18 protein-coding genes and 1 tRNA gene are annotated in these 21841 nt (G+C 70.2%); 8 read left to right on the top strand and 11 right to left on the bottom strand.

The annotated features are described in order from the left end of the window. Positions 1-68: 68 nt before the first annotated feature. The 9 genes from AB0B61_RS05265 to AB0B61_RS05225 all read right to left on the bottom strand — a co-directional run bounded on the left by AB0B61_RS05265 (position 69) and on the right by AB0B61_RS05225 (position 9719). The gene (locus tag AB0B61_RS05265) at positions 69-839 is read right to left on the bottom strand and encodes a helix-turn-helix transcriptional regulator (protein WP_358428271.1); all 771 of its coding nucleotides are present in this window, start codon (positions 837-839) and stop codon (positions 69-71) included. 111 nt (positions 840-950) lie between these two features. Next, complete coding sequence (locus AB0B61_RS05260) at positions 951-1181, bottom strand: response regulator transcription factor (protein ID WP_225292318.1); 231 nt, start codon at positions 1179-1181, stop codon at positions 951-953. 154 nt (positions 1182-1335) lie between these two features. Continuing rightward, positions 1336-1411, bottom strand: a tRNA-His gene (locus AB0B61_RS05255). Between the two features lie 66 nt (positions 1412-1477). After that, the gene (gene orn, locus AB0B61_RS05250; RefSeq protein ID WP_358428268.1) at positions 1478-2071 is read right to left on the bottom strand and encodes an oligoribonuclease; all 594 of its coding nucleotides are present in this window, start codon (positions 2069-2071) and stop codon (positions 1478-1480) included. Between the two features lie 70 nt (positions 2072-2141). After that, positions 2142-3350, bottom strand: coding sequence for a DUF2510 domain-containing protein (locus AB0B61_RS05245; RefSeq protein ID WP_358428265.1), 1209 nt, complete (start codon positions 3348-3350; stop codon positions 2142-2144). 90 nt (positions 3351-3440) lie between these two features. Further along, complete coding sequence (locus AB0B61_RS05240) at positions 3441-4796, bottom strand: hypothetical protein (protein WP_358428262.1); 1356 nt, start codon at positions 4794-4796, stop codon at positions 3441-3443. 23 nt (positions 4797-4819) lie between these two features. Continuing rightward, on the bottom strand, positions 4820-6454 hold the full coding sequence (locus AB0B61_RS05235; RefSeq protein ID WP_358428259.1) for a serine/threonine-protein kinase: 1635 nt from the start codon (positions 6452-6454) through the stop codon (positions 4820-4822). A gap of 113 nt (positions 6455-6567) precedes the next feature. Continuing rightward, entirely contained in the window at positions 6568-8994 is a 2427-nt protein-coding gene (locus AB0B61_RS05230; protein ID WP_358428256.1) for a protein kinase, read from the bottom strand. Between the two features lie 86 nt (positions 8995-9080). Beyond that, positions 9081-9719: a pyridoxamine 5'-phosphate oxidase family protein gene (locus tag AB0B61_RS05225; protein WP_358428253.1), complete on the bottom strand. Its 639-nt coding sequence runs from the start codon at positions 9717-9719 to the stop codon at positions 9081-9083. Positions 9720-9790: 71 nt separating this feature from the next. Between AB0B61_RS05225 and AB0B61_RS05220 the strand changes: the two genes are divergently transcribed. Next, complete coding sequence (locus tag AB0B61_RS05220) at positions 9791-11176, top strand: PLP-dependent aminotransferase family protein (protein WP_358428250.1); 1386 nt, start codon at positions 9791-9793, stop codon at positions 11174-11176. 85 nt (positions 11177-11261) lie between these two features. Here AB0B61_RS05220 and AB0B61_RS05215 read toward each other — a convergent pair whose 3' ends face one another. After that, the gene (locus tag AB0B61_RS05215) at positions 11262-12368 is read right to left on the bottom strand and encodes a DegT/DnrJ/EryC1/StrS family aminotransferase (RefSeq protein ID WP_358428247.1); all 1107 of its coding nucleotides are present in this window, start codon (positions 12366-12368) and stop codon (positions 11262-11264) included. Continuing rightward, positions 12365-13447: a GNAT family N-acetyltransferase gene (locus AB0B61_RS05210; protein ID WP_358428244.1), complete on the bottom strand. Its 1083-nt coding sequence runs from the start codon at positions 13445-13447 to the stop codon at positions 12365-12367. Before AB0B61_RS05210 ends, AB0B61_RS05215 begins: the two co-directional genes overlap by 4 nt. 153 nt (positions 13448-13600) lie before the next feature. Between AB0B61_RS05210 and AB0B61_RS05205 the strand changes: the two genes are divergently transcribed. The 7 genes from AB0B61_RS05205 (at position 13601) to AB0B61_RS05175 (ending at position 21821) form a co-directional block, all read left to right on the top strand. Continuing rightward, entirely contained in the window at positions 13601-14641 is a 1041-nt protein-coding gene (locus AB0B61_RS05205; protein ID WP_358428241.1) for a phosphotransferase family protein, read from the top strand. Positions 14642-14665: 24 nt separating this feature from the next. Further along, a complete protein-coding gene (locus AB0B61_RS05200) occupies positions 14666-15415 on the top strand; it encodes an SDR family NAD(P)-dependent oxidoreductase (RefSeq protein WP_358428238.1) in 750 nt (249 codons plus the stop codon). Between the two features lie 94 nt (positions 15416-15509). Continuing rightward, a complete protein-coding gene (locus AB0B61_RS05195) occupies positions 15510-16895 on the top strand; it encodes a xylan 1,4-beta-xylosidase (RefSeq protein ID WP_358428235.1) in 1386 nt (461 codons plus the stop codon). 477 nt (positions 16896-17372) lie between these two features. Beyond that, positions 17373-19214 (top strand): ABC transporter ATP-binding protein, encoded by a 1842-nt coding sequence (locus AB0B61_RS05190; protein ID WP_358428232.1) that lies wholly within the window; start codon positions 17373-17375, stop codon positions 19212-19214. A 419-nt stretch (positions 19215-19633) separates the two neighbouring features. After that, positions 19634-20980, top strand: coding sequence for an ATP-binding protein (locus AB0B61_RS05185; RefSeq protein WP_358428229.1), 1347 nt, complete (start codon positions 19634-19636; stop codon positions 20978-20980). A gap of 65 nt (positions 20981-21045) precedes the next feature. After that, a complete protein-coding gene (locus AB0B61_RS05180; RefSeq protein ID WP_225292333.1) occupies positions 21046-21465 on the top strand; it encodes a roadblock/LC7 domain-containing protein in 420 nt (139 codons plus the stop codon). Continuing rightward, positions 21462-21821 carry a DUF742 domain-containing protein gene (locus AB0B61_RS05175; protein WP_357644144.1) on the top strand — a complete coding sequence of 120 codons (360 nt, stop codon included), beginning with the start codon at positions 21462-21464 and terminating at the stop codon, positions 21819-21821. Before AB0B61_RS05180 ends, AB0B61_RS05175 begins: the two co-directional genes overlap by 4 nt. Positions 21822-21841 lie beyond the last annotated feature (20 nt).

The raw sequence follows: 21841 nt of genomic DNA, 5'->3' as shown, positions 1-21841 counted from the left end.
CCGCCTGACCCACCGGCACCGTGCTCCGCCCGGCTGCGACGCCTGCTCGCCTGGAGGTTGGGAAGGGGTCAGTGGGGGTGGCGGGACTGCAGGAAGGCCGCTGTGGCGGCGTCGGCGGGTAGGAACGCCTCCAGCCTGAGCTCGGCCAGCGTGACGTCCACCGCGGTGGCGAAGGACGTGAGCGTGGTCAGCAGCCGCAGCTCGGTATCGCCGGTACGCAACCGCAGCGGCACCGCGAATCCGAGATGATCGCTCCCCGGCACCGCGTCGGGCACGTACGACTCCAGCTCGGCGATGAAGGCGTCGAGCCGCGGATCCGGGCTGCGCAGGAGCTCGGCCCGCAGGCTCTCGGTGATGTGCCGGCCCCAGTCCGCGAGGTTGACGACCCGAGGGCCCATGCCCTTGGGATGCAGGGCGAGCCGCAGCACGTTGACCGGCGGCTCCAGCAGTTCGGGCGCCGCCCCCTCGGTGAGCACGTCGATGGCCGCGTTGGCCGCCACCAGCTCGCCGTAGGGCCGCACGACGACCGCCGGATAGGGCAGGTGCCCGTCGAGGATGCTGTCCAGAGCCTCGCGTACGGGGCGCAGCATGGCGTCGTCCAGACCTGACTCGGGGAACACGGGAGCGTAGCCGGCCGCCAGCAGCAGGCCGTTGCGTTCGCGCAGCGACAGCTCGAGCGACTCGGCCAGGCGTACGACGATGGCCCGCCCGGGGCGGGAGCGGCCGCGCTCGATGAAGCTGAGGTGACGCTGGGTGGTGCCGGCCCGGTTGGCGAGCTCCAGTTGGCTCACCCGCCGACTGCTACGCCATCGCCGTAGCTCGCTCGCGAATCGTTCCACGCCTCCCTTTCTAGCCCACGCGGGTGACGGAGCACGATTCCCCGCAGGGAATCACCGGGATTCCCCGCAGAGCGTCCCCTGGACAGAGCTCGGCCATGTGTGGTGGCCGGGTCAGGGCAGGTTGGGACGAGATCGCCAGAGGCCGATCGCGGTCACGCGCGAGTCCACGCCGAGCTTGGCGTAGATGCGGTTGACATGGTTCTTGACCGTTTTCTCGCTGAGAAACAGCCGCTGCGCGATCTGCCCATTCGACTGCCCAGTGGCGATCAGGTCCATGACCTCGGTTTCGCGCTTGCTCAGGGACGTGAACACGCTATCGAACGCTGCGTCTTCGACTCTCATCCGGCCTCCGGGGGCGCGCAGACGGTCAGATCGCCGAGGCCCCCGCGCATCCGGCGTAAGCGGTAGACAGCGAGCATAACTCGCGATGTCATGTTTTGGGGACGTTGCCGTAGAAAAACGACAACGGCCGGTCCCGAGGGACCGGCCGCGTGCATGGGGTGAGTGAAGGGACTTGAACCCTCGACATCCAGGACCACAACCTGGCGCTCTACCAGCTGAGCTACACCCACCATTGGCCGCCGACGTGGCGGCACAGGAAAAGTGTAGCGGTCTTCGGGAGTCTTTACGCCACTCGATTAGCCGCTGACACGCTCGGCGACCGCTCTGGCGGTGGCCGAATCGGGGCCGGGCTGGCCGACGAAGATGGCCGCCCGGTAGTAGCGCAGCTCCCTGATGCTCTCCGTGATGTCGGCCAACGCGCGGTGTCCGCCCTGCTTTTCCGGGGCCGCGAAGTAGACCCGGGGGTACCAGCGGCGGACCAGCTCCTTGATCGACGACACGTCGATCATCCGGTAGTGCAGATAGCCGTCGACCACGGGCATGTCGCGCGCGATGAACGTGCGGTCGGTGCCGATGGAGTTGCCGCAGAGCGGCGCCTTCTTCGGCTCGGGGATGTGGCGGCGGATGTAGTCGAGCACGAGCGACTCCGCCTCCGCCAATGTCACCCCGCTCGCCATCTCGGGCAGCAGTCCCGAGGCGGTGTGCATCTCGCGGACCACCTGCGACATCTGCTCCAGCGACTCGGGCGGCGGCTTGATGACCACGTCGACGCCTTCGTCCAGCTGGTTGAGCTCACTGTCGGTGATGACGCACGCCACCTCGACGAGCGCATCGCGACCCAGGTCGAGCCCGGTCATCTCGCAGTCGATCCAGACCAGCAAGTCACTCATTCGATCTCCTCGCCCAAGCGGCTCGGAGCCATCCGCCCGCCTGAATACCCCACCAGCCTAGTGCCACCGGTTACGCGGGCTTGAGCGAGCTGAGAACCTTCTCGACCACGTCGGTGCCCAGATTGTCCGGGACTGACACGTATACCAGGGCTGGGCTCTGACCTTCGCCGCGATCCATCACCACGATCGCGCCGTTTTCCTTGTTCCACTTGTAACCTTTGGCCTTCGACTCCTTCGAGAAGTCGAGCTGGAACTGAAGCACCCAGGCAGACTTATCGCCGATTTTGAGCGCTTTGTCCTGAATGATCTTGTTGGTGTGGGTGACCGGGTAGTACTGGGCGAAGTCCACGAACACCGTCTTGGCCGCGTCACCCAGCCCGGCCGTCCCCGTGTAGGGGTATTTCTTGCTGAGCAGGCCCGTGTAGACGTTGCCGCTCCAGTCGTCCTTGCCGTTGTACTTCTCCTGCGAGGTCGCCCCCACGCCACTCGACCAGGTCTGCTGGGACGGGTCGCTGCCGTTCAGCGAGCCGGCGGCCGGCACCTTCCAGCCATCGGGCACCTGGTACGACAGGTTCGTCTGCGGGTCGGTGATGCGGCCGTCCTGGGGCTGTGGCAGCTCTGTGATGGCCGGCGGCGGCTCGGTGGTCTCCTGCTGCTGCGGCAGCTGCTCCGTCTCGCTGGGCGTCGGCGACGAGGCGAGGGTGCCGTCGGTGTCGCGGTTGACGAAGAAGATCCCGGCCACCACGATCAGGCCGACCACCACCAGCGCCGCCAGGCCGCCGAAGACCCACGGCAGCGGATTGCTCTCCTTCGGCGGCGGACCGTAGCCGGGGCCGGGCAGCGGCGTGCCACCCCACTGGCTCTGCCCGTAGGGGCCCGAGCCCTGACCGGGCTGCCCATAAGAGCCCGGCGAGGGCTGGCTGTAAGAAGACTGGCCGTACGCGGATTGGCCGTACGCGGACTGGCTCTGCGCGGATTGGCTCTGCGCGGACTGATCCTGGGTGGGTTGCCCGTACGCGGGCTGATCCTGCGTCGGTTGCCCGTACGCGGCCTGTCCATATGTCGGCTGCCCGAACTGCCGCGTCGGGTTCGCCGGCGTGGCGGACCAGTCGGGGCCCGACTGCTGCTGTTGCTGCGGTCCGGAAGGCGGTTGCTGGTGCGGTGACGCCCCCTGCTCCAGCGGGTGGGTGGCGTCCGTCCACTGGCCGCCGTCCCACCAACGGAGTTGGGGCGATCCGTACGGGTCGGGGTACCAGCCCGCGGGGGTCTGCGTGGTCATGTTCGTCAGAGTAGTAACAACAGCTTTGATATGCATTGCTGGCTCGGCACCAACGCTCAGGGATCAGCGCTCGAAGATCAGCGCTTGGCATCAGCACTTGTACGTGAAGCTCGCCTTGTCCGTCCTGAGGGGACCGGGAGACAGCACCCGCAGCGTGGCCGTGGCCTTGACGGTGCTCTTGCCCTTGAGCGTCCAGCGGAGCGGCACGGTGTAGGAGGTCTGGTCGGCGGTCGTCCGGAGCGTCTGCTTGACGACCTCCTTGTCCAGGTTCTTGCGCCACTCGTAGCTGATCTCGCCCGCCTCCCCATTGGTGACGATCTTGCCGGTGACGACGACGGCGCTGTCGCAGCCCTGCGGCTTCTTCGGCGCCACGACGTCGATCGACTTGATCGCCAGCTCCGGCGCGCCGCTCAGCTTGAGCCAGGCCAGGATCGCGCCGCCCATGATGACCGCGAACAGCACCGCCGAGAGGATGGTCCGGCGCCGCCTCGCCCGTGCCGCCTTGCCTGGCTTGCCGCCGCGCTGGACCGTTCCGACCTGCTCCCGGCCCTCGCGCCAGATCCGTTCGGCCGTGGTGCCGGCCTGCGCCGACTCCGTACTCACTCCCGAGCTGACCCCGGGCCCGAAGTGCACCGGCGCCTGGTGCGGGCCGGGGACGGCGAGCAGCGTGACGATGTCGCTCTCGTCGAGCGGCGGCTGCGCCGCCACCGGAGGGTGCGCGAACGCCGACCTGCCGCGGGCCGCCTGGGCCAGCCCTTCGTGCCTGAGCGCCCCGCCCGGCAGCGCCGTGGGCTCGGAGAGCACGACGGACCTGGCGGTGCCCAGGCCGTGCGTCGTCGTGGTGACCGCGGCCCGCTCGAACAGGGCCGCCGCGCGCGGGGCGCTCCGCGTGACCGAGGCGGCCAGCGCCCGCGCCAGGGACGCCCACGCCGCCACGTCCCGCTCCGGCGGGGAGACCTGGCCGCGGATGGCATCGGATAAGCCGCGTTCCGACAGCAGCGCCGCGCCGTCGGCGGTGATGACCACCGAGCCGGGATGTACCGAACCGTGGGTGACCCCGGCCGCGTGCAGCGCGAGGAGGGTCTGGGCCGTCTCCGCCAGTACGGCCGCCGCGCCGCTCGCGTCGATCGCCCCCGAGGCCAGCAGGTCCGACAGCGTCGGGCTCACGGCCTGCGCGGTGAGCAGCCAGACCTGCTCGCCCGCCGCGACGACGTCGGCGACGGGGATCAGCCCGGCCAGCCCGCCCAGGACCAGCCGCTGGTCGGTCAGGACCGTCGCCACGACGCGCTCGCGCACCCCGGGCATGCCGATGATCTTCGGGTCGAACAGCAGGGCCCCGGCCCGGCGTCCGTCGGGCGAGATCGCGTCGATCCAGTTGCCCAGTTCGGTGTTCCAGGTGTGCTCGGTGAGCCGGAAGCCGGCGATACCGTTTCTCGGGTTGTCCATCGCCGTAGCCCCCCGAAGCCTTTCTAACGCTTTCTCCGATGTCGTCCCGCCATACGGCGCTTAACCGCAAGTGTGACCGGAAGCGCGCCGGACGTCACCAGGACGAGCCCCAAGAGGGCGCCGTCCTGCGGTGACGGAGTCCGCGTGGGTCCTTCCCCGCTGCCGCTGCCTTCCCCGTTGCCGGGACTGCTCGGCGGGTCGGAGGAGGGGGCCGGGCTGCTGAGGGTACGCGTCGGGCGGACGGTCGGGGGCGCGGTCGTGGGCGGCTTCGTGGCGGCCGACGTGGCCCCCGACGGCTGGTCGTCGACCGTGCCGGTGAACTCGGGCTCGGACGACTCGACCGGGGGCGGGGTCCTGACGGCGGTCTTCGACGGCCGGGGCTTCACGGTCCTGGTGGGCTTGCGGGTCGGCGTGGGCGTCGGCGTCAGCTTCGGCGTGGCGCTGGTGACGGGCGGTGGCGCGGTGCTCGCCGGGGTCGTCGGCTCCGGCGTCGTCTCCTTCACCGTCGGTGTCGGCTCGTCGGAAGGATCCTCGGAAGGCTCCTCCTCGGCCGCGGCGGACGGCTCCGGCGCGGCCGTGGTGGGCGTCACCTGCGAGGTCTGCGCCTGCAGGGCGGGCTCGGCGGACATCGTCTTCACCAGGACGACCGCCACGCCGATCAGCAGGCCCGTACAGGCGGTGCCGACCAGGATCTTCGTGGAGAGCCTGCTCAGCAGCCCGCGCGGCTCGGTGAAACGGGTCTCGGCGAGCGAGGTCTGCACCTCGGCGAGAACCTCGGGCGGGCTGGGGAACAGCATGAGCAGCAGGCCGGACAGCCGGGCCAGCCGGCGCCTGCCGCGCTCCTCCCAGTCGGACCCGTACGCTCTGGCCGCGACCGCTTCGAGCTCGGTCAGGAACGCCTCGGCGGACGGCGGGCGGTCGAGGGCGTTCTTGGCCAGGCCGCGCTCGACCAGGTTCCGCAGCGGGCCGGGCACCTCCTCGATGGGCGGCGGCGAGCTCTGGTGCTGGCGGGCCAGCGCCGCGAGGTTGGGCGAGCGAAAGGGGCGGGCACCGGTCAGGCACTCGAAGAACACGATGGTGGCGGCGTACACGTCGGTGGCCGGTGCGGCGGAGGCGCCCGACCACTGCTCGGGCGCCATGTACGGCGGGGTGCCGGCGGCGCTCGCGTCCTCGCCGGTCCTGACCGCGATGCCGAAGTCGACGAGCTTGCTGGAGCCGTCCTCCTGGACCATGACGTTCTCGGGCTTGAAGTCGCGGTGCACGACGCCGATCGCGTGGGCCGCGGCCAGGCCCTGTAACGAGCCCTTGAGCACCAGCAGCGCGGCCTCCGGGCCCGTGGGACCCTCCGACCTGAGCAACTCCCGTAAGGAGACCCCGTTGACGAGCTCCATGACGATGGCCGCGCCCCCGCCCGCCTCGACATAGTCGATCAGGCGGGCGTTGTGCGGGCTGCGCATGGTGCCCAGCAGCCGGGCCTCGTGCCGGAAGCGGGCCACGAAGCCGACGTCGGACCGCAGCTCGTCGGACAGGTACTTGACGGCCACCTCCACGCCGTCATGGTCCCGCCGGGCCAGCACGACCCGCCCGGCGGATCCCGCGCCGAGTTCGCGAATCTCGGTGTAGCCCGGGACCCCCCACGGACCATGGTCGTCGTACATGCGGTCTCCCTCTGCGGTCCTCTGGGCCCCCACCCTCATCAGACGGACCGTAGCTTAACCAGAGGTAACCGCTTTCTCACAGTTAATGTCCGGACACAGTATGAATCCGGAGGTCAATCGAGGGTTCCCGAATCGTCGGACGACGGGGTGTCGGGGGCCGGGGTCTTCGGTCCGTCCTTCGTGGGGTCGTCCTTCGGCGGGTCGTCCTTGGGTGGGTCGTCGTCCGTGGGCGGGTCCTCCTGGCAGGCCGCGGTCGTGCCGCCCGAGCTGTCGCCGCCGCTGTCCGCCGCGGGCCGGGTGGCGGCCGTCACGAGCCAGGACGTGCCGCACGGCACCTTGTCGAAGGTGTAGCTCACGGTCCTGGTGTAGGAGGTGTCGCCGGACAGGGTCAGGGTCTCGGTGTGCGCGATGCGGCCGCCGAGGGAGAAGGCGACGCTGAGCCGTACGGGCTGGTCGTTGTCGGTGGACACGGCGACGACCGCGGTGGCCGGGCCGCGCGGGCTGAGCGAGGCCCGCACGATCGACACCTTCCGCACGCTCGCCGGGCAGGTCACCCTGGTCCGGGCGGTGGCCGTCCGGTCGCCCGCGCGGACCACGACGGAGACGGTGGTGCCGCACGGGCGGGACCTGAAGGCGTAGGTGAACGTCCGCGAGTAGGCCGTCCGGCCGGACAGGGTGGCCGAGCGGGTGGCGACCTGGTCGCCGTTCAGCGCGAACGCGGCCTCGACGGGCACCTCGGCGGTGCCGCTGGTGGTCACCCTGGCCCGGGCCTGAGCCGTACGGCCCGGTGAGGCGGCCAGGTCGAGCGAGACCCGCAGGCCCGTCACCCGCGTGGGACACGGCGGTACGTTCACCGTGGCCGTCCGCGCCCCGCCGGGAGCGGCGGGGGAGGTGGTGACGGTCAGCGTGACGGTCTTGCCGCACGGGCGCTCGTCCGCGCTGTAGCTGAGCGCGCGGTCATAGGCCCGGTCGCCGCTCAGCCGCAGGGTCTGGCTGCGGACGCCGACGCCCCCCACGGACCAGGCGGCGGTCGCCGTGACCGGTCCCGTGCCGGTGGTGCGGATGGACAGCGAGGAGCCGGCCACGTTGTCGTCGTTGAATGTCAGCCCGCCGAGCGTGAGCCCCGCGACCGAGGTCACCGGCGTCGGTGTCGGTGTTGGTGTCGGTGTCGGGGTTGGGGTCGGTGTCGGTGTCGGGGTGACGACAGGCGTCGGCGTGATGGTCTTGGGCGGCTTGGGTGTCTTGGTCGGTGTGGGCTTACCGGGCTTGGTGATGGTGATCTTAGGTGTGGGGGTGTGCGCGGGCTTGGTGGTCGGTGGCGTGGTGGCCACCACGGGCTCGGCGGTGTGCGGCTTGGGGCTGGGGGAGGCTACGGCCAGCGCGGTCGGCTCGTCGCGGGGCAGGCCGATCGGGGACTCCTCGGGCGGCTGGCTCAACGTCACCGGTGTGGCCGGCGGGGAGCCCTCCTCGGCCGGGCCCTGCGACTGTGAGGGCCTCGCCAGGGCCACTTCCACGGCCTGGTCGCGGCTGGACAGCACGACGATCACGGCGATGGTCGCGACCGCGACCACTCCCACGCCCATGGCCAACCGGGCCGCGTTGTGCTTGGCCGTACGCAGCGTCGTACGGAAGACGGTCTGCGCCAGCGAGGTCGTGACCTCGGCGGGCGGCGTCTGGGGCACGGGCAGGAGCAGGGCGAGCAGGGCCACCAGCCCGGCCAGCCGCCGCCTGCCGCGCTCCTCCCAGTCCTCGCCGTACGCGGCCCGCGCCGCCGCCTCCAGCTCGATGACGAACGCGGCCGCGCTGACCGGCCGCACGGCCGGGTCCTTGGCCATGCCGCGGGTGATCAGCTCGCGCACCGGCTCGGGCGCGTCGTGGACCGGGATCGGCGCGTGCATGTGCTGGTAGCCGAGCACGCTCGGCTCGGTCGACCGGTAGGGCCGGTGCCCGGTCAGGCACTCGAAGAACACCGCCGTCGCCGCGTACACGTCGGTGGCGGGCGAGGCGGGCATGTTCTCCCACAGCTCGGGCGCCATGTACGGGGGCGTGCCCTCGGCCCGCGAGGCGGTCCCCTGCTGGACCGCGATGCCGAAGTCGACCAGCTTGCTGGCCCCGTCGTCGCGGACGATCACGTTCTCGGGCTTGTAGTCCTTGTGCACCAGTCCGTGCGAGTGGGCCCGGGCCAGGCCGAGCAGCGAGCCCTTGAGCACGGCCAGAGCCGCCTCCGGCCCCGTCGTCCCGTGCTCGCGCAGCAGCGCCCTCAGGGACACGCCGTTGACCAGCTCCATCACGATGGCCGCGCCGTAGCCGTCCTGGATGTACTCCCACAGCGTGGCGATGTTCTGGTCGCGCAGCGTGGTCAGCAGCCGCGCCTCCGACTGGAAGCGGGCCAGGGCGACCGGGTCGCCGAGTAACCGCTCCGAGAGGTACTTGATCGCGACCTTGACGCCGGTCTCATCGTGCACCGCGAGCACGACTCGGCCGCTGCCGCCCGCCCCGAGCTGCTTGATCTCCGTATAACCAGGAGCGTTCCACTCCATCGCCATCCCCCATCAGGAGTTGGGCCCACCTGATGAGACGTGTGATCAAGGAGAGAAGTTTGCCAGGTGGTTCCTGATTTATGGAACTACCTCCGGCCGCGGATGTGAACAGGTACATCGATACCTTCTGGGAGTGCCGAATCCGGCTGGGGCTCTCCCCAGGAGGTCACGAGCGGCAGAACCCCGGCCCAGACGGGCAGCTCATAGTCCTCGTCCTCGTCCAGGGGCCCGCCGTGCCGCATCTTCACCGACGCCTCGTCGAGCGACAGGGCCAGCACGGCGGTCGCGGCCAGTTCCTTGGGCGACGGCTGCCGGACGTAGTCCCACTGGCCCGGCGCGAGCTGCTCGGACACGGCGCGGAGCCCGGCCAGCCGCTCTTCCGGGTCCGTCAGCAGCCGGGCGCGGCCGTAGATGATCGCGGAGCGGTAGTTGACCGAGTGATGGAAGATCGACCGGGCCAGCACGATGCCGTCGAGGTGGGTGACGGTGACGCACACGTCCGTGCCCTCGCTCGCGCGCAGCGACCGGGCCCCGGTGGAGCCGTGCACGTAGAGGGTCTCGCCCAGGCGCCCGTATGCGGTGGGCACCACCATGGGGTGGCCGTCGACCACCACACCCAGATGGCAGATGAGCCCGGCGTCGAGCACCTCGTACAGGTCGTTCCTGTCGCTGCTGCCACGGTCCTTCGAGCGGCCGAGCGTGGTGCGGGGTGTGGTGGAGAGCATGGGGCCACGGTAATGAGAAAGTGGACATAGCCTGTAGGGCCACTAATGACCGCTTCCCGGAGACCACTTTCGTGCGCACCCTCGTCGACCTGCCCGTATCCCTGTCCAGGGACTCGGGCGTCCCGCTCTCGGCACAGCTCACCGGCTGGCTGCGGCAGGCCATGCTCGCCGGGACGCTCCCGCCGGGAGAGCGCCTGCCGTCCTCGCGCGGGCTCGCGGAGCAGCTCGGCGTGAGCAGGACCGTGGTCACGGAGGCGTACCAGCAGCTGTACGCGGAGGGGTGGCTGGAGGGGCGGCACGGCTCCGGCACGTTCGTGGCCGCGCTGGAGACCTCACACCTGGCCGTCGAGCCGCCGGCCGTGCCCGAGCCGGCGCCGCGCCCACCGGCCGAGCGGACGATCGACCTGACCCCCGGCACTCCCTGGGTGCGCGACTACGACCACGCGGCCTGGAAGCGGGCCTGGCGCCGGGCCGCCGACCTGCCTCCTGGCGACCACCCGGACCCGTACGGCCTGCCGTACCTGCGCGAACTGCTCGCCGACCACCTGCGGCGGGCCAGGGCCGTGACGGTCGGCCCGGAGAACGTCCTGGTCACCAGGGGCACCGGCAACGGCCTTGACCTGTGCGCGCTCGCGCTGCTGCGTGAGGGCGGCCGGGCGGGCGTCGAGGATCCCGGCTATCACGTGGCGCGCACGGTGTTCGGGGCCAGGGGCGCGAAGGTCGTGCCGTGCCCCGTCGACGAGGAGGGCGTGATCGTCGAGGCGCTCCCCGACGATCTCCGCGTCCTCTACACCACGCCCGCCCACCAGTACCCGCTCGGCGGTCGCCTGCCGATCCCGCGCAGGGAACGGCTGCTCGCCTGGGCCAGGAGCACCGGCGCGATCATCGTGGAGGACGACTACGACGCCGAGTTCCGCTACGACGTCGCACCCCTGCCCGCCCTCTACGGCCTCGACCCGTCGCGCGTGGTCCTGCTCGGCACGCTCTCGAAGACGCTCGCCCCCGACATCGGCGTCGGCTGGCTGGTGGGGCGGCCCGAGCTGCTCGACAGGATCGCCGCCATCCGCGTCTCGATGTCCGACCGCACCAGCGGCCCGGTCCAGCGGGCCGTCGCGACCCTGCTGGAGCGCGGCGACCTCGATCGCCACCTGCGCAGGATGCGCCTGGAGTACGCCCGAAGGCGCGGCGCGATCGTCGAGATCCTGGGCCCGGTGTGCCGCCTGCGCGGCGACACGGCCGGCCTGCACCTGCTGGCGGAGCTGCCGCTCGACATGGTCCCTGGGCTGGTCGCCGCCGCGCGGGAGCAAGGCGTGCTGCTCGACTCCACCGCCCGCCACCACTACGGCGCCGAGCGCCTGCACGGCCTGGTGATCGGGTACGGCTCGGCCACGCTGGCCGAGGTCAGGCGCGGCTGCCGGACAGTGGCCGAGCTGATCCGCTCGGCCACCGGCGCGTAGCTCGGCCGGCGCCGCGAGCCCAGCCGGCGCCGCATGGCTCAGCCATCCGCGCGGAGCTCAGCTACCGGCGCACGCGGCCGCCGTCTCAGGCGGGCTCGAGCTCGCGCAGGATCGGCAGCGAGCGGGCGGCGTAGACCGGGTCGACGGGCAGGGCGTGGCGGGCCCACCAGCGGGCCGGGGCCGGATCGGGGGAGGGGTCGGTGAAGGCGGGCGCGTAGTCGTCGTACGGCGGGTCGTAGAGGTAACCCGTCACCACCCCGCGCCGCTCCAGCGCGGCGATCGCCGCGTCGCGGTCGCGCACCAGCAGCGGCACCCGGAACAACGGCTGGCCGACCTGATCCCGTACGCCCGCCGCCACCGACGGCAGCTCCGCCAGCGAGCGCACCCCCGCCAGCCGGCGGGCCCGCTCCCCGGGCACCTTGGCCAGCCGCCTCGACTGGTACCAGCGGGCGAGCGCCCCTCTCCGGGCGCGGTAGTCGTGCAGGTCGGCACGGACCCACGGATCGAACGGCGGCAGCGACGGCACCTGCTTCATGGCCGCCGCGAGCTCGTCGGGCCGCAGCGGGATGCGGTAGCCCTCGCGTGACTCCTCCATGCCCAGCATGCGGGAGAGCCGGAGGGCGGGCCGGACCAGGTCGAGCCGGAGAGCGACCTGACGGGCCATCGAGCTGGCCACGGACAGCAGTTCGGCGCGGAAGGCGCCCGGCTCCAGCAGCGCGTCGCGGGCCCGTTCGAGCGCGCGCAGGTCCGCCAGGCTCTCCACCGCGAGGACCCCGCCCGAGCCGGCGCCCGGGTGCTTGGACAGGCTGAAGACTCCGGCCTGGCCGAACGTGCCGAGGGGGCGGCCGGCGACGCTGGTCTCCATCGCGTGGGCGACATCCTCGATCAGGATTTTTCCCGTGAAGGCGGACACGGCGTCCGGCAGGCCGTACAGGTTGGTGGTCAGGACGGCGTCCACCTGGCCGAGGTTGACGCGAGTGGCGTCGATGTTGCCGTCACGGCGCGACAGCGGCGCGATCACCGGGCGCAGGCCCGCCGCCAGCACCAGGAAGAGGATCTCGTCGGCGGAGATCGGCGACATGAGCAGCCGCTGGCCCGGCGTGCACCAGTGACGCAACGCGAGGTAGAGGCCGAGGCGGTTCGAGGGGAGCAGCAGGCAGTGACGGCCTGTGCGCTCGGCGATCCCCTTCACGACTGGAGGGCCGTGCGCAGCCGCCCGAACGTCTTCAGCGCCCGGTCGGCGGTCCTGTGCAGCAGCGGGTTGGCCAGGACGGTGGCCCGGGTCTTGCGCACGGGCACCCGCAACAGCCAGTGGACGGCCGAGGCGGCGCCGATCGTCGCGACCCGGCCCTCGGCCACCTGGAACTCGCCGTTCTTGAGCTTGTCTTTGTACTCCTTCTCGCCCCGGCCCATGTCGATCACCTGGATGCCGGAACCGGCGGCCTGCTCGGCCATCGCCAGGTGATGGATGAGGCCGGGGGAGTATTTGGCGTAGTGGGTGTCGTAGGCCGGGAACCAGCCCGCGAGCGTGGTGCGCGTGCGGAGCCCGAAATGCCCGGCCATCGGCAGGTCGTTCACGTAGATCATGTCGAGCACCCCGGCGAAGCCTTCGGTCTGCGTGGCCAGCAGCCGCTCGACCAGCTCGACGATCCACTGCTGCGCGAACCGGTCGGTACGCCCCGTACGCCGGTATTGGTCGGTCTTCCAGCCGAGCAGCGTGTGCAGCGGCGCGGGGTCGGTGGTCGCGTAGTCGTGACGGATCGGCCCGACGTCGCGCTGGAGCTTGCGCGACTTGGCCAGGGTCGACTTGTACGTCTTGCTGGAGTGCAGGCGCAGGAACTCGGTGTAGGGGCCGTGCCCCTCACGCAGGTCGATGATCGGCGACGGGTGGCGCTCGTGCCGCCCGGCGATCAGCGGCTGGCCCGCGACCAGGTGATCGAACTCGTAGACCGACAGCCCGCACTGCTTGATCAACCGGCGCGGGTCGATCTCCAGGTCCTTGGCGTGGACCAGGCCCTGCGCGTCGGTGAGCCCGGCGGCCACCGGCTTGCCGATGCCCATCGGATGGCGCTCGAACGGGAAGAACCCCACGATGTCGGGCCCGTCGTAGAGCACCGCGACGCGGACCATGTCGCGCAGCTCACCCACCGTGACCGTGAACTCGGGAGACAGGAACGGGTTGTCGAAGGCCGCGTGCCCCTCCTGGAGAGCCCGCCATCGGCTCAGCTCAGGTGCTCCCAGCTCGCGAGGGTGAGCAAGTGTGACGCGCATGGGCTCCTACGTTCGGCATACCTTCAGTTAGTTTGGAGGTAGCTGTGTATACCCAGGGTAAATGGTCTCGCATGATGGTCGTCTCCGCAGCTCCGGAACGTTACACAACTCTCAGCTAGCGTTCAGGACAGAGTGACGTTCTAATGTGTGTGCATGACCGTACCTGGGATTGACCGGCCCCGGCTGTTCGGCTGGATGGGCGCGAACATGCCCGACGCGGGCGAGCCCCTGTCCGTCTCCCTGATCTCCGGCGGCAGGTCGAACCTCACGTACCTCATCGAGACCCGCGAACGCCGGGTGGTGCTGCGCCGCCCGCCCCTCGGTCACGTGCTGCCCACCGCGCACGACATGCGGCGCGAGTGGCGGGTCATCTCCGCGCTCGCCGGGACGCCGGTCCCGGTGCCGGAGCCGATCGCGTTCTGCGCCGACGAGGAGGTCATCGGAGCGCCGTTCTACCTGATGGGGTACGTGGACGGCCTGGCGGCCAGGACCCGCGAGCAGCTCGGCGCGCCCACGCCCGCCGAGACGCGGCGGCTGGCGGAGCGGCTCGCCGAGGTGCTGGCCGCCATCCACGCCGTCGACTACCAGGAGGTCGGGCTCGGCGACTTCGGCCGCCCGGACGGCTACCTGGCCAGGCAGCTCGACCGGTGGTGCCAGCAGTGGAGCCGCTCGAAGACGGCCGACCTGCCGGAGTACGACCGCCTGGTCACGCGGCTGCGCGCGGATATGCCGGCCCGCTCGGCCAGCACGCTCGTGCACGGTGACTACCGCCTCGACAACACGCTCGTACGGCTGGCGCCCGGCCCGCCCGAGATCCTGGCCGTGGTCGACTGGGAGATGTCCACCCTGGGCGACCCGCTGGCCGACCTGGGGCTCACGCTCACCTACTGGCAGGACTCCGGTGACGAGGAGCGGGCGGGGATCCCGGTGGCCGGAGACGTGACGCTCGCCCCCGGGTTCCTCAACGCCGCCGAGTTCGCCGCCCACTACACGAAGGCCGCCGGCCGTGACATCTCGGACCTTCCGTTCTACGTGGCGTTCGGGAACTTCAAGCTCGCGGTCATAGTCGAAGGTATCCACGCCCGTTTCCGGCAGGGTAAGACCGTGGGTGAGGGCTTCGAGAACATCGGCTCCGCCGTACCCGCGCTCATCGCCCGCGCGCACCGCATGCTCGACCAGCCCCTGAACCCCTGAGCGTAAACCGCCTGAGGAGCGCACATGAGCACTGTGGCACTGATCACCGGAGGGGCGAGCGGCATCGGCGCCGCGGTGGCGCGGCGGCTGTCGGCGGGCGGGGCCAAGTGCGTCATCCTCGATCTCGACGCCGAAGGGGCCGAGCGCCTGGCGAAGGAGGTCGGCGGCGTCTGGCTGGCCGGTGACGTCGGCACCGAGGAGGCCTCGCGGCAGGCCGTCGCGCTCGCCGAGGAGGCCTACGGACGGCTCGACCTGGTGCACCTCAACGCGGGGATCTCCGGCGGGGTGGATCTCGTGGCGTTCGACGTCGAGCGGTATCGCCGGGTCGTCGGGGTGAACGTGGACGGCGTGGTCTTCGGCGTCGCCGCCTGCCTGCCGTCGCTCAAGCGTTCGGGCGGCGGCGCGATCGTGGTCACCTCGTCGCTGGCCGGGCTCGTCGGCTTCGCCGGCGACCCCGTCTACACGATGACCAAGCACGCCGTGGTGGGGCTCGTCCGGGCACTGGCCGCGCCGCTGGCCAAGGAGCGCATCCGGATCGGCGCGGTCTGCCCGGGGTTCACGGACACGCCGCTGGTGGCGGGAGCGCGCGAGATGTTCGTCAACGCGGGGTTCCCGCTGCTGAGCGCCGCCGATGTCGCCGCGGCCGTCGAAAGCGCCTTCTACGCCGACGAACCGGGCACGCTTCTCATCGTGCAACCGGGGAGGCAACCAGTGCCGTACCGTTATGCGGGAGTTCCCGGACCGGCTGGAGGGCAGCGCCCGCCAGCACCTTGATCGACCGCAAGTCCCTTGCAAGTACTGATATATACCGTGGGAAGGGCTGGGAGAGGCGTCCCGGCCCTTGTCTACGCGCGAGGGTGGAGGCACCGTGATTCCCACCGATGGCAAGCACGCACGCAGACGGCCGCCATGGCCGATCGCCCTGGGCGTGGGCATCCTCGCGGTCGCGCTGGTCGCGGCGATCATGGTGTACGCGGGCACGCGGAGCGGCCCCCGCGACGAGTACAAGGGCGGCGAGGTCGCCCAGACCCAGCCGAGTGAGCCGCCGCCCACGCTGGAGCAGCCGCCGTCCCTGGAGGACTGGCCGCGCTGGGGCGTCACCCACACCCAGTACAGCGCCGACAACGTGCCCCGCGAGATCACCGAGCAGGCCAAGAACATCCTCGGCCGCGTCCCCATGCTGCAGAACCAGCACATCATGGGCTGGGGCGTGGGCAACCCGGAGCCGAGCCCGGACCAGTACAACTTACGGGACCTCAACCGGCGGCTGAAGCTCATGGCCTCCTCGCGGGCCGTCCCGGTCATCACGCTGTGCTGCGCGCCCGACTGGATGAAGGGCGGCCAGCCCGGCCGTACGGACTGGTCCAAGAACCACACGGTCGCCCCCAAGCGTGAGCATTTCGACGACTACGCCAAGCTCGCCGCGCGGATCGCCAGGCAGTATCCGACGGTGAAGTACTTCATGGTGTGGAACGAGTTCAAGGGCTTCTGGAACCCGTCCACGAACCGCTGGGACGCCGAGGGCTATACCGAGCTCTACAACAAGGTCTACGCGGCGCTGAAGAAGGTGAACGGCGACATCCAGGTCGGCGGCCCGTACATCCCGGTCGAGACCAACTCCGGCTCCGCCCCCTCGGAGCTCAGCGGCCCCTGGGGCACGGTCGACCAGCGCGCGCTCGACGCGGTCGAATACTGGATCGAGCACAAGAAGGGCGCCGACTTCATCGTGGTCGACGGCGCCTCGATGACCAACGACAAGGCCAACATCCCGAACGACTTCGCGGCCCAGGCCAAGTTCAGCGCGGTCACCACCTGGCTCAGGCAGAAGAGCAACGACATGCCGGTGTGGTGGGCCGAGTGGTACGTCGAGCCCACCAACTCCGGCTGGAGCGAGGACAAGCGCACCGCCGTACAGGCCACGACGCTGATGGAGTTCGCCAAGAGCGGCGTGACGTCGGCGCTCTACTGGAACCCGGAGCAGAAGGACGGGACGGAGTGTCCCGGTTGCCTCTGGTCGTCCGGCACGGGCCAGGAGCTGCCGATGGCGGGGCTGCTGAGCGGGTTCGCGAAGTGGTTCCCCGCCGGGGTGAAACTGGATTCGGTCACCACCTCCGACCAGCGCATCAAGACGCTGGGCCAGGAGCGGCAGATGGTCATGGTCAACACGGCCGACACGAGCGTCACCGCCACCGTGGACGGCAAGCGGGTGACCTTGAAACCGTACGAGATCCAGTGGGCGGGACGCGGGGCCTGATCCTCGGTCAAGGGCTCCGTTCGTCTGCTCCGACGGTCGGCCGGAGCCCTTCTCTCACCATTCTTCGGAACAATCATTGCCGTCCCCCGGAATTCCATTGCCCAGGGCGGCTTGCGGCGGACAGAGAAACGTCAAACCGCTTTTCCACTTCTGTGGTGATCGAGGCGTCGGCTTGGGTTTGCCCAGGTCCCAGCGGGGTTCCGGTATGGGGCGGGATGTATCCGCTTTATCGCTGATTTACATATCACACATGCGCAGATCTTTTCCATGAGCACCGGTCAAATCAGATCAAAGAACGCCCCCAAGCCCTGATTTTTCACCATTTGGGTGCTAGCGTCCTATTTTGAAAGCCGAAATAGTGCTACTGGCACAGGGGGGAATCATGACTCTCGGTAAGCTCTTCCCGGCACACCGTAGCGACTGGTGGGGATGGGGCCGTCGCGGTGGAGGCTGTGGTCGGCGTCGCTGGTGGGGTGGATGCGGCGGCGGCTGCGGCGGCGGCGGCGGATGGCGCAGGCGGTGGTGGTGGTAGCGGAGGTGCCACCTGAGAGCCGTCGGGTCTCCCAACGGCTCTCACTCTCCGCTCAGCCCCTGGCGCCGACGGTGTCCATCCGAAACACCTTCCGGGAGTTCTGGCCGGACACCCGTGGCGTCAGGGCGCTGTTCGCGGCCGGGGTCGTGTTCGCGATCCTGGCCGCTCTGTGTGAGGTCGCCGCGATCGCCCTGTTCGGTTACATCACCGACAAGGTCCTCAGCGAACGGGACCTGGGCGCCTTCTGGGCCCCCGCGGCCGCCTGGCTCGGCCTGGCGGTGCTGGCCGGTCTCGTCTCCTTCGCCGGCGCGTACATCACCGCCGCGGGCGCGGAACGCTTTCTCCTCAAGCTCCGCGACCGCGTCTTCGGCCACGTCCAGACCCTCACACCCGACTTCTTCGAGAACCGCCGCACGGGCGACCTGATGGCCAGGCTCACTGACGACATCGAGGCCATCGAGGAGCTCGTCGGCTCCGGCCTGGTCAAGATGTTCACCACCGTGGCCAGCGTGATCTTCTTCGCCGGCGCGGCGTTCATCATCAGATGGGACCTGGCGCTGGTCACGTTCGCGCTGATCCCGGCGTTCCTGGTGGTCTCCAAGCTGTTCGCGTCCCGGTTCAGGAACGCGGCGGCCCGCGAGCGGACCAGCAACGGCACCATGAACAGCGTCATCGAGGAGAGCCTGTCCAACCAGTCGCTCGTCCAGGCCTACAACCAGCAGGAGACCGAGGCCAGGCACCTGCACCGCGAAGGCCGCACCTGGTTGCGCGCGAACCTGTCCCAGGCGTGGCTCTCCGGTCTCTACGGCCCCGCCGTACAGGTGCTGGAGACCATCTGCCTGATCGTCATCCTGGGCTTCGGCGCCTGGGAGATCACCCAAGACCGCCTCACGCTCGGTGGTCTGCTCGCCTTCGCCGCCTACCTCGCCTATCTGTACCCCGCCGTCCAGGGTCTGGGCCAGCTCGCCCTGACCGTCTCGGAGGCCGCCGCCGGCTCGGACCGCGTCATGGAGGTCCTCTCCGTGAGCCCGACCGTCGTCGACCGTCCCACCGCCGTACCGGTGCTGGGGCGCAGCAGGGGACGGATCGAGTTCTCGCGGGTCGGCTTCACGTACCCCAAGCGGATCAGGGCGACACTGCGCGAGCTGTCGTTCGTGATCGAACCGGGGGAACTCGTCGTCTGCACCGGCGCCAGCGGTGCGGGCAAATCCACGCTCGCCAAGCTGCTCCTGCGTTTCTACGACCCGAACACCGGCCGCATCCTCCTGGACGGGGTGGACCTGCGCGACCTGACCCGATCGTCACTGCGCGACACCATCACGCTCCTGCACCAGGAGAACCTCCTGTTCTCCGGCACGGTGCGCGACAACATCGCCTACGGCTCTCCGGGCGCCGACGACGCCGCCGTGGTGCTGGCGGCCGAGTTGGCCGACGTCCACGACTTCATCCAGACATTGCCCCAGAAGTACGACACGCCCATCGGCCAGCGGGGCCGCCTCATGTCCGGCGGCCAGCGCCAGCGCCTCGCCATCGCCCGCGCGATCCTGCGTGACACGCCGGTGCTGGTGCTGGACGAGCCGATGACCGGGCTGGACGTGGTCACCGCTGAGCGGGTGATGGAGCCGTTGCGCCGGTTGATGGAGGGGCGGACGACGCTGCTCATCACCCATGATCTGCGGCATGTGCCGGAGGGGGTGCGCCGGATCGACCTGGAACCGGTACGACGCTCGGATCGGATCCGGCTCCGGCCGAAACGGAGTGACCTCGGGGTTCACGGCGTTTCCTGACACAAGCGACAGAGCCCGGGCGGGGAACCGCCCGGGCTCTGTCATGTGAACGCCATCCCCGCCCCGGCCAACTGTGCCATGATCAACACCGCCCGCCGACGTCGATCGTGACCCACGGGGAGATCTCTCGCCATCGCCGCTCAGTAGCCGAGAGCCTACTAATCCGGCATACTCCACACCGAGCAAGATCTGTTGTCAGATTCGGCGCCCATGCTCAAAGAGATCACTTTTTCGGCATGGGTGGGGGACAATGGCCGCAATTGGTGACCAAGTGCCCACGCAAAGCGAAGATTCCACTACAATCCGATCAAGACTTCCAGGCCGTATGTTTCTGACCTCCGACGAGGAACCGCTTGATGTCAGCAACTCATATACCTGTTCACCGTCGGGCCCTGCTCGTACCGCTTGGCGTCGCCGTAGTGGCCGGCGTCGCGTGCGTATGGGCCGTGGCCGAGGCGCCGGTCGCGGGGCGCACGCTCGTGGCCTGGTGCCTGGGCATAGCCGCCCTGCTGCTGTGCGCCGCGATCACCTATGGCTTGTACGGCCGGCAGCAGGCGAGCCTGCTGCGCGAGCGGCTCGCCATGAGGGAAGCGGACCTCGCCCAGCTGGCCGACCACACGCTGCCCGCGCTGGTGAAGAGGTTGCGTGACGGGGCCTCGGTCGACACCGCGTTGTCCGAGGTGCCCAGGCCCGCCGACCTGGCTCAGCAACGCATCCTGTGGACACTGGCGCAGGAGGTCGGCAGGGGAGACCGGATGCGCGCGGCCGCGATGTCGGCCTGCGCCAACGCCGCCGGCCGGGTTCAGGCACTGGCGACCAGCATGCTGGCCGACCTCCGGGAGATGGAGGACCGGCATGACGAGAAGGTCCTCGGGGACCTGCTGAGGCTGGACCACAGCACCGCCCAGGCGGGCCGGCTGGCCGACAGCATCGCCGTGCTGACCGGCGCGCGTTCCGGGCGGCGCTGGACCAAGCCGATCGTGATGGAGAGCATCATGCGCGGCGCGGTGGGCCGCATCAGCGCCTACCAGCGGGTTCGGGTGCACTCGGCCAGCACCGTCGCGATCGCCGGGCACGCCGCCGAAGGCGTCATGCACGCCCTCGCGGAGCTGATGGACAACGCCACCAGCTTCTCGCCTCCCTCCGAGGAGGTGCACGTGTACGTCGAAGAGGTGAGCACGGGCATCGTGATCACCATCGAGGACTGCGGTCTGGTCATGAGCGCCGTGGCGCTGAACCGCGCGCGGCAGGCCGTCTCGTCCGAGCCCCTGGACCTGACGACGCTGTCCGGTACGCGCCTGGGCCTGGCGGTCGTGGGCTGCCTGGCCCGCAAGCACGGTCTGACCGTCTCCTTCAGGCCGTCCTCACGCGGGGGCACCGGAGTGGTGGTCATGATCCCGCAGAAACTGGTCACCCAGCCCGCGCCGGCCCCCCAGGTGGAGGCCCCGCGTCAGCCGAGCGTCCCGGCCGCCCGCCGGGCCACCTCGGCCCCGCTCCCGGCGCAGGCCGAGACCGTCGCCGATGGCGAGTTGCCCAGGCGCCGGCGCGGCCAGACGCTCGCGGCGGCGACGTCCACGGCCCCCGTGCCCGAGCAGGCTCCGGCGGCGCGGCCCAGGTCGTCCCTCTCCGAGGCCGGAGCGAGATTCAGCGCTTTCCGCCAGGCCAGCCGTGGGACCGGCGCCGGCGCCGGCGCGGCTGGTCAGGAAGTGGAACACCCGCAAGCAGAGGGCCCAGCGGCAGAAGGCCCGAAAGACGACACCCGGTGACCAACTTACAGATTGGAGGGAGGGCTGCTCGTCCGGCGCCGCCGGATGACCGTCCCAGAATCTCGATGAGAACCTCAGACCGCGACCTCGCCTGGCTGCTGGAGAACCTCCTGGAGAGGACACCGCAGACCCGGCACGTCTTGGTGCTGTCGAAGGACGGCCTCAAGCTCTCCCACACCCACGGGCTGTCGGTGGACCGGGCCGACCAACTGGCCGCCATCGCCTCGGGCATCCAGAGCCTGGCCCACGGGGCGTCGATGGAGTTCGGCGACGGTTCCGGCGGGCTGCGTCAGTCGATGACGGAGTTCCACGGCGGGCTGCTGTTCATCGTGGAAGCGGGAGAAGGCGCCCATCTCGCCGTCGTGGCGAGTGATGACGCCGACCCCGGCATCATCGGTCACAACATGAACGAACTGGTCGAGCAGATCGGGGAGTATCTGACCGCTCCGCCGCGCGAACCTCAGCAGAGCAGCCGATCGCTATGATCTCGCGGCGAGTGGCCAGCGAGAACCCGGACCGGCTCTACACGGTCACCGGGGGACGTAGTCGCGCGGACGAGAGTGCCATGGACGTGGTCACGCTGATCGTGAGCGAATGCGATCCCACCCCCGGCATGCAGTCCGAGCACGTCAGGATCCTCCAGATGTGCCGCCAGCCGATGGCGGTCGTGGAGATCTCCTCGGAGCTGAGACTGCCCGTCAGCGTCGTACGGATCCTGCTGTGCGACCTGCTGGACACCGGACGCATCACCGCCCGCCATCCGCCCAAGGCTCCGGCCAGGGCGCAACTGCCCGATCCCGAAATCCTAGAGCAGGTGCTTGTTGGACTTCAGAACCTCTGACCCATCGGCCCGTACACCGC

Origin of the sequence: Nonomuraea sp. NPDC049158, assembly GCF_040648335.1 — a bacterium.
GTDB lineage: Bacteria > Actinomycetota > Actinomycetes > Streptosporangiales > Streptosporangiaceae > Nonomuraea.
This window is presented reverse-complemented; position numbering and strand designations above follow the sequence as displayed.

Excerpts from the sequence above, each read along its gene's own strand:
- AB0B61_RS05260 (WP_225292318.1), bottom strand. The coding sequence starts at position 1,181 with ATGAGAGTCGAAGACGCAGCGTTCGATAGCGTGTTCACGTCCCTGAGC.
- orn (WP_358428268.1), bottom strand. The coding sequence starts at position 2,071 with ATGAGTGACTTGCTGGTCTGGATCGACTGCGAGATGACCGGGCTCGAC.
- AB0B61_RS05245 (WP_358428265.1), bottom strand. The coding sequence starts at position 3,350 with ATGACCACGCAGACCCCCGCGGGCTGGTACCCCGACCCGTACGGATCG.
- AB0B61_RS05240 (WP_358428262.1), bottom strand. The coding sequence starts at position 4,796 with ATGGACAACCCGAGAAACGGTATCGCCGGCTTCCGGCTCACCGAGCAC.
- AB0B61_RS05235 (WP_358428259.1), bottom strand. The coding sequence starts at position 6,454 with ATGTACGACGACCATGGTCCGTGGGGGGTCCCGGGCTACACCGAGATT.
- AB0B61_RS05230 (WP_358428256.1), bottom strand. The coding sequence starts at position 8,994 with ATGGAGTGGAACGCTCCTGGTTATACGGAGATCAAGCAGCTCGGGGCG.
- AB0B61_RS05225 (WP_358428253.1), bottom strand. The coding sequence starts at position 9,719 with ATGCTCTCCACCACACCCCGCACCACGCTCGGCCGCTCGAAGGACCGT.
- AB0B61_RS05210 (WP_358428244.1), bottom strand. The coding sequence starts at position 13,447 with ATGCGCGTCACACTTGCTCACCCTCGCGAGCTGGGAGCACCTGAGCTG.
- AB0B61_RS05205 (WP_358428241.1), top strand. The coding sequence starts at position 13,601 with ATGACCGTACCTGGGATTGACCGGCCCCGGCTGTTCGGCTGGATGGGC.
- AB0B61_RS05200 (WP_358428238.1), top strand. The coding sequence starts at position 14,666 with ATGAGCACTGTGGCACTGATCACCGGAGGGGCGAGCGGCATCGGCGCC.
- AB0B61_RS05190 (WP_358428232.1), top strand. The coding sequence starts at position 17,373 with ATGCGGCGGCGGCTGCGGCGGCGGCGGCGGATGGCGCAGGCGGTGGTG.
- AB0B61_RS05180 (WP_225292333.1), top strand. The coding sequence starts at position 21,046 with ATGAGAACCTCAGACCGCGACCTCGCCTGGCTGCTGGAGAACCTCCTG.
- AB0B61_RS05175 (WP_357644144.1), top strand. The coding sequence starts at position 21,462 with ATGATCTCGCGGCGAGTGGCCAGCGAGAACCCGGACCGGCTCTACACG.